13 protein-coding genes are annotated in these 9,701 nt (G+C 49.1%); 3 read left to right on the top strand and 10 right to left on the bottom strand.

Annotation, left to right across the window (positions count from 1 at the left end; genetic code table 11):
- A partial coding sequence (locus ACEQ15_RS10830; protein ID WP_370279204.1) for a substrate-binding domain-containing protein occupies positions 1–407 on the top strand: 407 nt, incomplete at its 5' end.
- A 28-nt stretch (positions 408–435) separates the two neighbouring features.
- Here ACEQ15_RS10830 and ACEQ15_RS10825 read toward each other — a convergent pair.
- The 7 genes from ACEQ15_RS10825 to rsgA all read right to left on the bottom strand — a co-directional run bounded on the left by ACEQ15_RS10825 (position 436) and on the right by rsgA (position 4,537).
- Positions 436–828: a hypothetical protein gene (locus tag ACEQ15_RS10825; RefSeq protein WP_370279203.1), complete on the bottom strand. Its 393-nt coding sequence runs from the start codon at positions 826–828 to the stop codon at positions 436–438.
- 156 nt (positions 829–984) lie between these two features.
- A complete protein-coding gene (locus ACEQ15_RS10820) occupies positions 985–1,539 on the bottom strand; it encodes a DUF4157 domain-containing protein (protein WP_370279202.1) in 555 nt (184 codons plus the stop codon).
- A 19-nt stretch (positions 1,540–1,558) separates the two neighbouring features.
- Positions 1,559–1,852: a putative quinol monooxygenase gene (locus ACEQ15_RS10815; protein ID WP_370279201.1), complete on the bottom strand. Its 294-nt coding sequence runs from the start codon at positions 1,850–1,852 to the stop codon at positions 1,559–1,561.
- 38 nt (positions 1,853–1,890) lie between these two features.
- Complete coding sequence (locus tag ACEQ15_RS10810) at positions 1,891–2,247, bottom strand: VOC family protein (RefSeq protein WP_370279200.1); 357 nt, start codon at positions 2,245–2,247, stop codon at positions 1,891–1,893.
- 75 nt (positions 2,248–2,322) lie between these two features.
- Positions 2,323–2,826 carry an NlpC/P60 family protein gene (locus ACEQ15_RS10805; RefSeq protein ID WP_370279199.1) on the bottom strand — a complete coding sequence of 168 codons (504 nt, stop codon included), beginning with the start codon at positions 2,824–2,826 and terminating at the stop codon, positions 2,323–2,325.
- 212 nt (positions 2,827–3,038) lie between these two features.
- Positions 3,039–3,374: a 5-carboxymethyl-2-hydroxymuconate Delta-isomerase gene (locus ACEQ15_RS10800; protein WP_370279198.1), complete on the bottom strand. Its 336-nt coding sequence runs from the start codon at positions 3,372–3,374 to the stop codon at positions 3,039–3,041.
- Between the two features lie 92 nt (positions 3,375–3,466).
- Positions 3,467–4,537 (bottom strand): ribosome small subunit-dependent GTPase A, encoded by a 1,071-nt coding sequence (rsgA, locus tag ACEQ15_RS10795; RefSeq protein ID WP_370279197.1) that lies wholly within the window; start codon positions 4,535–4,537, stop codon positions 3,467–3,469.
- 460 nt (positions 4,538–4,997) lie between these two features.
- On the opposite strand from rsgA, the gene hmpA reads away from it, so the two are divergent.
- On the top strand, positions 4,998–6,200 hold the full coding sequence (gene hmpA / locus ACEQ15_RS10790; RefSeq protein WP_370279196.1) for an NO-inducible flavohemoprotein: 1,203 nt from the start codon (positions 4,998–5,000) through the stop codon (positions 6,198–6,200).
- Positions 6,201–6,274: 74 nt separating this feature from the next.
- On the opposite strand, the gene ACEQ15_RS10785 is transcribed toward hmpA, so the two are convergent.
- Positions 6,275–6,853 (bottom strand): class I SAM-dependent methyltransferase, encoded by a 579-nt coding sequence (locus ACEQ15_RS10785; protein WP_370279195.1) that lies wholly within the window; start codon positions 6,851–6,853, stop codon positions 6,275–6,277.
- Positions 6,854–7,053: 200 nt separating this feature from the next.
- On the opposite strand from ACEQ15_RS10785, the gene ACEQ15_RS10780 reads away from it, so the two are divergent.
- Complete coding sequence (locus ACEQ15_RS10780) at positions 7,054–7,392, top strand: zinc ribbon domain-containing protein YjdM (protein ID WP_370279194.1); 339 nt, start codon at positions 7,054–7,056, stop codon at positions 7,390–7,392.
- A 365-nt stretch (positions 7,393–7,757) separates the two neighbouring features.
- On the opposite strand, the gene ACEQ15_RS10775 is transcribed toward ACEQ15_RS10780, so the two are convergent.
- Positions 7,758–8,369, bottom strand: coding sequence for a MarC family protein (locus ACEQ15_RS10775; protein WP_370279193.1), 612 nt, complete (start codon positions 8,367–8,369; stop codon positions 7,758–7,760).
- Positions 8,370–8,511: 142 nt separating this feature from the next.
- On the bottom strand, positions 8,512–8,892 hold the full coding sequence (locus ACEQ15_RS10770) for a Rap1a/Tai family immunity protein (protein WP_370279205.1): 381 nt from the start codon (positions 8,890–8,892) through the stop codon (positions 8,512–8,514).
- Between the last annotated feature and the right edge of the window lie 809 nt (positions 8,893–9,701).

The raw sequence follows: 9,701 nt of genomic DNA, 5'->3' as shown, positions 1-9,701 counted from the left end.
GCTTGGTGACAATGGTGCTGGTGGTTGGCGCACAACACCCGCTGGCCAGCAAAGACAAGATCTGCCAGGAGGACTTAGTCAGCGCTACGCAGATTGTGGTGCGAGATACCGGACCTGATAAAAACAAACAGGACGCGGGCTGGCTCAAATCCCACCAGCGCATTACCGTCGATAACTTTGACCACGCATTGGAAGCCGTGCGTTCAGGTATTGGATTCTGCCGTGTTCCGATCCATCTGCTCAAAGCCACAGATGCCGATCGGTTGGTACAACTAAATATGCTGGGCGGTACTCGCTTTCAGATCCCCATTCACCTGGTTGCCCCTAAAGAAGGTCAAACAGGGCCTGCGGCAATGGCGTTGTATGATCTTTTACTCTCACAAGGCCAGGAGCGAGTTGGGAAGTAGTTATTCTTTGCGAACCAAACCGCAAAAGTCATGGGTTTTCGTATACACCCAGCTTTATCTGCTGTTTCGGGCTGTGAGAGCTATTGTCGAATGCGGCATCGCCAATTACCGCTTGGCTTTCGCTGTGTAATACCTCGCCCAGATCTGATGGGATGACAACACCATCACCGTTGACCCGTGCCCCTTTTACATCACTGATTTGACTGAAAGAGAGCTCGGTTAAACCGTACTTTTTAAGCACAGCATTTTCCTTTTCCAGCGTATCTGCCAGTGCAACACATCGAGTATCTTTACAGATGCTTACGGAAGGTTTGTCAGAAACCGTGCTCATGTCATATACGGTGAAAAACTCAGCTGCATAAGCAGAGGTGAAAAGCGTAAATACCACAAGAGTGCTTGCGACGCATGTCGATTTAATCATAGGAACAGTCCATGTCCTTGAGTGGAGTATGTGGGGGATATGTAAGATTTAGTCGGTGCGGATATTAGGGGGTTCACTTTTTCTCATAAAGACGCCTATAGTCTTAGAGAGAACGATGTAACCCCCACCCCTGCTGGCCAAGCAGGTCAGAAAACATTAGAGGTATTTCGCTGCTTCGTTGTACGCCTCAACTTCCAATGGCGCATTACGGTATCCGTAGATATACAACTGCATCAGATACTGGCGAACCATCTCCTGCAATCCCAATTGCTCTGTCTGTCGCACATGGATCAACTCATGGGCGAGCAACTCCAGATCATCCTTCGCATCGTGCTCAATCCAGATACCGTATCCAAAGGTGTAGGCATCAATAAACGGTGAGCTGTAACCGAAACGGCGAGCAGCTGCTTCAAGATGGGGATCGGCTGGCAACGGCAGACGATCCACGTAGTACAACCGTACCGATTCCGGTTGCTTAACACCAATCCGCTTTGCAAGTTCCAGCTGTGACGCGGTGAGCGCTACGCCCTTTTCCAATGCCTCTGTCTGATTCTCTGCCACAAACTGTTCGGCGGCAGGCAGCAACTCTTCTACCTGCTCGACTATATAGGCCGGCGGATCGGCGTACGTCGTATCAGGGTTAGCGCAACCCGAAAGTGTCACCGACAATATCAAGCCTGACAGAACGCCCACCTTTGGTAATCTATTCATTCGTTTCACTTTCCTTGTGTTACTGATCGTTCATCTCAATTGGTGTCACTTGGTAGTGCCGCTCTGCATTCATCGAGACCGCACCCCAAGGCGAATGACGCACGCGTTTCTGATGGCGCTCAAACGATTCACGGCTGCTGAACTCTTCGTAAACCTCAAAGCGGTTCGGATTCTCCGAGTTTTGTGTGACGTTGAAGACCAAACATCCCTTCTCCTGTCGGGTATGCATGATATGCGTTTCCAGTGCTTCCATGACGGCAGCCAGATCAGCATCTGGCACCAGAATATGTCCTTCCAGGACAACCTTAGACATACTTCAAATCCTTCTGAAACTTCCAAATATTTAGGGGTTTAGCCTAAATCAGACCATACAGCGTATTCGTTACCATTCGGATCAGCAAAGTGAAATCTACGCCCACCCGGAAACGAAAAAATATCCTTCATGATGGTGCCACCCGCGGCGGTAATTTTAGACTGGGTATATTCCAGATCTTTGCTATAGATCACCACCAAGGCACTACCGTTGGCGGTAGCAACCACCTGATCAGATTTGAAAAACCCGCCATCCAGGCCTGCATCGGCTATCGCTGCGTACTCCGTCCCATAATCAACAAACGTCCATCCAAACACATCCTGAAAAAAACGCTTGGTCACTTCCAGATCTTTGGACGGAAACTCAACATAGTTTATTTTTTCGTGTTCGTTCATAGTAAGCCGTCCTTGTTACTCTTTGATTCTTGGAGAGTGGCATCACCTTTAGCGTATCAGCTACGTAGTAGATTGCTAAAAGGCTACCCGTCTTGAATGCCAGTACTTGTCCTGCCAATAGACATTATCTAAACGGGAAATCGTGACACCTTGGGATGTGGAAGCATGCAGGAATTTGCCTTCGCCGATATAGATGCCCACATGGCGTACTTTGAAGCCGGTTTTAAAGAACACCAGATCGCCGGATACCAGGTTTCGACGGTCGATCTCCTGACCGATACGTGACTGATGGTCAGTGGTGCGTGGTAGGCGGATACCCAGTTTTTCGCGATAAGTCACATAGACAAAGCCTGAGCAATCGATTCCCTTTTTGCTCAAACCACCCAACGCATACTTGGTTCCTTTCCACTGCTGGTATTGCTGGTACATACGATCGGTCACATCCTGTGAACTCGATACATTGGCAAGTGCAGGATTTGTAACGACCGGACGTGGGGCTGGCTTATAAGACACCGAGCTGCAACCTGATAGCATTGCCGCAGCAAGAAACAATGTGATGATGGTGTGTAATCTGCGCATACCGTCCCCTTCCTTAATCAACGCCCTACTTCCTGATATCGCTTGTGCGCCGTGGTTCTTTAGGATCAATGCTACAGCCCGATCGCTGAATCGGAGGTAAACCAACACCACGAACGAGTTCATCCTGCCGATTGGTTAATCGTTACTCAGCCCCGTTCCGTTAAGACAGCCCCTTAATACAGTACCAGAAGACAGTAACCTAAGAGAGCATACTACGAGAGTACCTTGCGGTAACTGTCGCGGTCCATATCAACGACCTCTACAGAGATCGATATATCAACCAACCCTATCGCCTCTAGCTCAGCTATCACCGCAGTTGAAAGCTGTACTTTCTGATCGGCGGTTCGACCCGACAAGATCCGCAACACAACGTGAATGAACTCCGATTCACCAGCACCGGACATATAGGTGGTGTACGGCAAGGCACGCACTTTGATATCCCGGCCTTCCGGATCAAACAGACCTGAACATCGTGCCCCAACGAACACCTTCTCCATCAACAGCTCTCCGTCGAGCTTTCTGGAATGCTCCACCAAACAATGTGGCACTTTATATCTCCTCTATGTACACACTTAGCCAGAGACCCAAAGCATCGCATCGCAACACTTCAGGACTCTGGACAAGCGCTTTTCCTTTGAACCTAGTCTCTGGATTTAAACTGTCGTGAAGTCTTCAGCGCGGTCTTATAAAACCGCCCCAACGCCCGGTCACTGTGCCGCTGCTCTGCAAGTGACTGACTGTTGCGGGCCTCTTCAGATAACAAGCTATGGTAGTTATCGAGTCGGCGTTGCTCAAGCCGGCCGGAATTGATCGCTGCGACAACAGCACATCCGGGCTCAGTCGTGTGCTGGCAATCTCGGAAGCGACAACGTTTCGCTAGAGCGTCGATATCTGAAAATGTGGCTTTGATGCCCTCTTCACTGTCCACGATCTGAAGCTCACGCATCCCCGGATTATCCAACAGCAGGCCACCTCCGGGTAAACAGTGCAAACTGCGGGACGTCGTTGTATGTCGTCCTTTGCTGTCGCTTTCACGAATCGCACCGGTTTCCTGATCGAGGCTGCCTTTGAGGCCGTTGATGATGGTCGATTTACCAACACCGGATGAACCAAGTAGCGCCACTGTCTGCCCTGAACGAATCCAGCTGCGTAAAACACCGAGCGATGCGCTATCTGTGGCATTCACGCATTCCACATTCAGAGCAGGATCACACTGTGTGATTGCATCCAGATACGGCTGAATATCGACGCATTGGTCGATTTTCGTTAAGACCACGACACTATGAACGTCGGACTCAGCCGCGATAGACAGGTAGCGCTCTATCCGATTGACACTGAAATCATCGTTGCACGAAGTAACGATAAACGCCGTATCAATGTTGGACGCGATCGGTTGGATGGACGAGTACCGCCCTACACTTTTACGCTTGATGAGCGATTTCCGCTCCAGGAGATGAAGTGGCTGATACTCCAAATCCAACATCACCCAATCCCCAACGGCCGGATGCCCTTCGGGTGACTCATCGCGCCAATGGTAGGTGGAGATGTGGAGCTGCTTTACCAGGTTGTTTGTATCAAAACCTACGCACTCAACGAGGTTACGCTGTACGGCAATAACACGAAAAGGAAGTTGTGAATCCAGTGATCCCAGGTCGAGCTGAGACTGAAAGTAATTGCTCCAACCCAGGTCGAGAAGATTGCGGATTTGCATGGTTGATATCCCAAAAATAGTGCATGACAAAACATCACATGCCAGTTGCTGGCATGCAGAAACTATTGGGATTCTGTTGAACCCCGGCATACAGGCCGGGTAATTACAGGAGAGCTTAGCGAAGGAGTTTGTTGTTTTTAAACAACTCAGATGTCGCAACTAACCCGGGTTACAGGCCTGTAATAACGGACAACAATCATGCAAACGCCTCCTTCCTCATTCGGTAAAGTATTGGCAGAGTATACCACTCGAAAACAGGGGGCGGTAAATACACATTCCGGATGAATCAGATCTGTTGTTAATGTCCACACTCTAAGTGTTGTTTTTGTCCAATAACGTCATCAAATACACGCCTTCCGCCCGTTTCATCATATTGAATTGGACACACCTTGAATCATGTATATAATCCGCACCTTTTAAAAATGCATAATAATTACTTGTTTAAGGAAGCCATCTCGATATGAGCCTGAGCGAAAAGACAATCCAGATCGTAAAGTCCACCGCCCCTGTACTGGCAGAACACGGCGAAGCGATCACCCAACACTTTTATCAGCAGATGTTCAGCCAGAACCCTGAGCTGCTGGATATCTTCAACGCAACCAACCAGAAGACCGGCCGTCAGCAGCACGCACTGGCTGCAGCGGTTTACGGTTATGCGGCTCACATCGATGATCTGGGTGCACTTAGTGCAGCGGTTCAACGTATCGCCCACAAACACGCCAGCTTCAACATTCTGCCGGAACACTACCCGATTGTAGGAAAACACCTGCTGGAAGCGGTTGCTCACGTATTGGGTGATGCAGCAACCGATGAGATCGTGGAAGCCTGGACCGAAGCGTACGGCGTACTGGCAAATATCTTTATCGAAGTGGAAGAAGGTATCTACCGTGAAAGTGAAACTGCCAACGGTGGCTGGCGCGGTACACGGGACTTCCGCATTGCGGAGAAAACCAAAGAAAGCGAACTGATCACTTCCTTTGTGCTGGAACCGGTAGACGGCGAACCTGTGCCTGATTTCCAGCCGGGCCAGTATATTGGCATCTACCTGCAACCAGAGGCCTCTGCGAATCGCTGCATACGTCAGTACAGCCTGTCCGATGCGCCGAACGGTAAAACCTACCGCATCGCCGTAAAACGTGAAGGCAGCGGTGACACCCAGGGTCTGATCTCTCACTACCTGCACAACGATGTGAAAGTTGGTGATGTGGTACAGCTAAGTCCACCAAGCGGTGACTTCTTCCTGGATTCGCGTGCAGAAACACCGGTTGTACTGATCAGTGGCGGTGTGGGCCAAACACCAATGCTGAGCATGCTGAACAGCCTAATCGGTAAAGGCAGCAACCGTCAGATCCACTACGTACACAGCGCAATCAACAGCCAGGTACACGGCTTTGCCGATCACATTCGTGCACTGGCAGAGAAACACGACAACCTGTCTCAGACCCTGTTCTACGACGCTCCAACCGAACAGTGCAGCGGTTACGATTTCGCTGACCTGACCGACCTGAACCAGATTCGTGATCAGATCGATCTGCCAGACGCACACTTCTACTTCTGTGGCCCGTTGGGTTACATGAGTATGGTCAGCGATACGCTGAAGAGCTGGAACGTTCCTGCTGAACGTATCCACTTTGAAGTGTTCGGACCACACAAAGAGATCTAAGTAGGTATGATCCTTGGCGATGCAGTCTGCGCGGCTGCATCGCTTTTGCCAGCTGAGGCCGACGGATTGTAGTGTTATGCGGCGTTACCCGTCGCCATCAATACAGTCATAGAGCCTTTCGAGCTGGTCATTTCAAACGGCGTGCTAATCTGCACGTCCACAAATCCTTGAGATTCCAACGCACTGCGCACACGTGTTTCAGACATTCCCTCTTCTGAGTCTTCAGACAACCAGTCCCACTGCACAAATACGCCACCGTCTCTCAAGAGGGACTTTAACAGTCCTAGTGTCGCTTCATAGTCAGGTACAAAACCACACACGGACGAGGCGACGATCAGGTCAAATCCACCGCTTAGCTGCGGATTACGATCGATCAGGTCTTGGCTCAAATAGTCTGCAATGGTGGAAACATTGCTGAGCCCTTTCTGATCCAGACGTTTGATCATCTCAGGTGAGCCATCCAGGGCAACGATCTCTTTTACGCTTGGACTCATTAGCTGGCTGAGCTGACCTGTACCACAGCCGAAATCGAATACAGAAAGGCCATCAAGTTCAACCACCTTTAACAGCTGTTCAAATGCCCTTTTAGCATATTCCTGAACCGAGGCATCAACATCCCAGCCCTCCGCGTATTCGTCCCACTCGTTACTCATACCCACTCCTACAATAAATTGGTGCACGCCGAAGACTCTACCCGGTTCCCCGCCTAAGCGGAAGCTTGTGACACTACTACTGAGACAAGTGATTAGCTCAACGGTTGATTGCCGTTAATGGAATTCAGATAAAAGTACTCGCCAAGCCACATCCATCCCTTTACCATTCACACCAAACTCATTGAAAGAAGTAATACCGTATGTCCCTTCCTCCTTGCCCGAAATGCAACTCTGAATTCGTTTACCAGGATCAGGAAATGCTGATCTGCCCGGAATGTGCTCACGAATGGAATCCAAACGAGGTTCCAGACGAAGAAGAGACCTTGAACATCAAAGACGCCAACGGCACGCTGCTGCAGGATGGCGATAAGGTTACCCTCATCAAAGACCTCAAGGTAAAAGGCAGCTCTCAGGTTCTGAAGATCGGCACTAAAGCTGTAATCCGTCGCATCGTTGAAGGCAAAGATCACCAGCTCGACTGCCGAGTGGATGGCGCCGGTGAGATGATGGTGACAGCTGCGTTTGTTAAGAAAGCCTAAGACAAACGTAATTCCAGCGGGCGTTCCGAACGTTTATCTGTTTCTAACCCGTATCTAATGAATAGATACGGGTTAGATCGCTAAATAAGAACGTCCGCTGCATTTCGCAAGATTCTTTCGGCAATTCCACCTCAGCAAATAGCGTTCTTCTAGCAACTCCCCAGGTAGATACCATAAAACGAGTATCTCTTTTTTATTTTTCCAGCAGCCGAAAATCGCCCTTAGCTACCGAATTCAATCCGCAGGCAACTCATAAAGTAATGGCTTTATATCAGGGCCAATGCCGACGTCTACTTACGTATAAAAATCAATTAAGTTACGCGAATGAATATGCGCATGTGCGCCATATCATTGGAGTCCGTCATTTAGATTGAGGCAAAATACCCGCTAAGCCCTGCTAATGCGTTGGTAACCGCAACAGACGCCAGTATCAACCCCATCACCCTACTGATCACGCTGGCGCCCGCATTTCCGATAACGCGGTGAACACTGCTCGCGGCAAGCATCAGTATCAGGTTTACTAACAACACTGCCAGCATCATTGCCACTGTTTGAACCTGTTCCCATAGATTGAACCGGGCATTTTCAGTAAGCAATACGCAAGCAAGCATCGCACCCGGCCCTGCGATCGAAGGCACTGCAAGCGGGAAGATGGCAGTCTCATTATGCGCTTTCACGATTTTGAGCTCTTCTTCGGGCTTACTCTCACCAAAGATCATCGAAAGAGCGAACAAGAACAGGACGATACCACCGGCAATTTGGAAAGCTGGAAGTGGAATCCCCATTGCTTTCAAAACTAATTCTCCGGCAATTGCAAAGAACAGGAGAATTCCTGCGGCAGCCAAACTGGCTAACAACGCGATCTTCCTCTTCTCAACGGCGTCATAACCACGAGTTACCGCGAGAAAGACAGGCACTGTACCAATGGGATCAATAACTGCAAAAAAGAAGATAAAAACTGCCAGAAAATCTATCAAGTCCTTACCTCCCAAATCTGCATTGAGGTGACCACTCCACCATAGAAGCCTCAACGCTTATCCAATGGATTTATCGGATTATTTAGCTACACATCTAATAAACGAACTTTTTAATCGAAGAGATTTTTAAGCCCTTTTCTAATTATGTAGATCCTGAACAGGGATACGTTTTGGAAAGCGCTTCGATGACAACCTGCGCCGCAGGGCGATCTAAATTCGCATCCCGGGCTGCGGCGTATGATATATATGCTTTAGCAAGTATTCTGGATGACACGCCTGTTGGTACGCATATAGTCTGCGTGGTCTTTTTCTCAGTAACTTGCAATGGAAGACGAATCGCTTCCTCAACTCCACTGATGAATCCCCAGCAATACCTTTGTCGCGTTCTGCCAAAGTCGGTCAACGAACTCGCTGCGCAAGCGGTCAACAAGTCACGAGCGGTAAGCTGTTGAGGGAAGATAGGCTGGTCGGTTGTTCCTTCAGCTTGTCCAAGGGTTGGCCAGGACGCAAGAATGAGCACCATTAAAATCCTTACGATCTTCATATCCACCTCGTCAGTTTCATCGCACCACAAGTGAAGCGTGTGTAATAGAGCCCCATCACCACAATCAGTTGGTGTGAGGCGTACCCATCACAACGGTTTTTGCCACAACGCAGTCGTACGACACCACGCAAGTACGACATACGTAGGCAAGGGATGAATCTAACTATAGAAGGTTTCTGCTAATCGAGGATAACTTGGCGATTTAACGCCTCGCTTTTGACGACAAGCTCATAGATACGAAGCAATTAGAGGCCACTCCAGCCACCTCTTAGTTACAACAGCCTTTTTCTAATCTTCAAGCCATCGATATCTTGAATGACAAGAACTCATTACTCGTCCTGTTCCATCTAGTGATCCTTCGATTCCACACCATAATTTAGCAGCCGATAAGTACATCGGCTTGCTGACCTGGAACAACGCTACAGACAGGAGTAAACCACCTAATATGCATCCCGCGACTATCATGCGCCGACCAGCGGTACTAAAAACTACCTGATGCTTTCTCTCAAAGACTCTCATAAGGAGGATTGGTACATAGGACACAAAAGCTACAAGGCAGTAACTGCCAATAATTAGTAGCATCATGAACAAGAAAATTGGTAATAGAACAGCTAAAGAAACAACAAAGAGCATGAACAATTCCTTTTGTAGCTCTAAAGGGCGAGGCTGCCTAACCCGGATTTTTCATGAATACTCCTCGATGCCTGTTTTCTCGGAATGTTGTCCAACGAGGAGCTGAAGTACCCGGATTCAGGGGCATGCAACGCGATTTTTCAGACTCAAGGCGC

The sequence above is a fragment of the Pontibacterium sp. genome (assembly GCF_964228735.1).
Classification (GTDB): domain Bacteria; phylum Pseudomonadota; class Gammaproteobacteria; order Pseudomonadales; family Balneatricaceae; genus Pontibacterium.
Note: the sequence above shows the minus strand (reverse complement) of the source record. Positions and strands in the feature narration are given on the sequence as shown.

Bases quoted from the DNA above. Each gene is read 5' to 3' on its own strand.
- ACEQ15_RS10825 (WP_370279203.1), bottom strand. From the start codon at position 828: ATGATTAAATCGACATGCGTCGCAAGCACTCTTGTGGTATTTACGCTT.
- ACEQ15_RS10820 (WP_370279202.1), bottom strand. From the start codon at position 1,539: ATGAATAGATTACCAAAGGTGGGCGTTCTGTCAGGCTTGATATTGTCG.
- ACEQ15_RS10815 (WP_370279201.1), bottom strand. From the start codon at position 1,852: ATGTCTAAGGTTGTCCTGGAAGGACATATTCTGGTGCCAGATGCTGAT.
- ACEQ15_RS10810 (WP_370279200.1), bottom strand. From the start codon at position 2,247: ATGAACGAACACGAAAAAATAAACTATGTTGAGTTTCCGTCCAAAGAT.
- ACEQ15_RS10805 (WP_370279199.1), bottom strand. From the start codon at position 2,826: ATGCGCAGATTACACACCATCATCACATTGTTTCTTGCTGCGGCAATG.
- rsgA (WP_370279197.1), bottom strand. From the start codon at position 4,537: ATGCAAATCCGCAATCTTCTCGACCTGGGTTGGAGCAATTACTTTCAG.
- hmpA (WP_370279196.1), top strand. From the start codon at position 4,998: ATGAGCCTGAGCGAAAAGACAATCCAGATCGTAAAGTCCACCGCCCCT.
- ACEQ15_RS10785 (WP_370279195.1), bottom strand. From the start codon at position 6,853: ATGAGTAACGAGTGGGACGAATACGCGGAGGGCTGGGATGTTGATGCC.
- ACEQ15_RS10780 (WP_370279194.1), top strand. From the start codon at position 7,054: ATGTCCCTTCCTCCTTGCCCGAAATGCAACTCTGAATTCGTTTACCAG.
- ACEQ15_RS10770 (WP_370279205.1), bottom strand. From the start codon at position 8,892: ATGGTGCTCATTCTTGCGTCCTGGCCAACCCTTGGACAAGCTGAAGGA.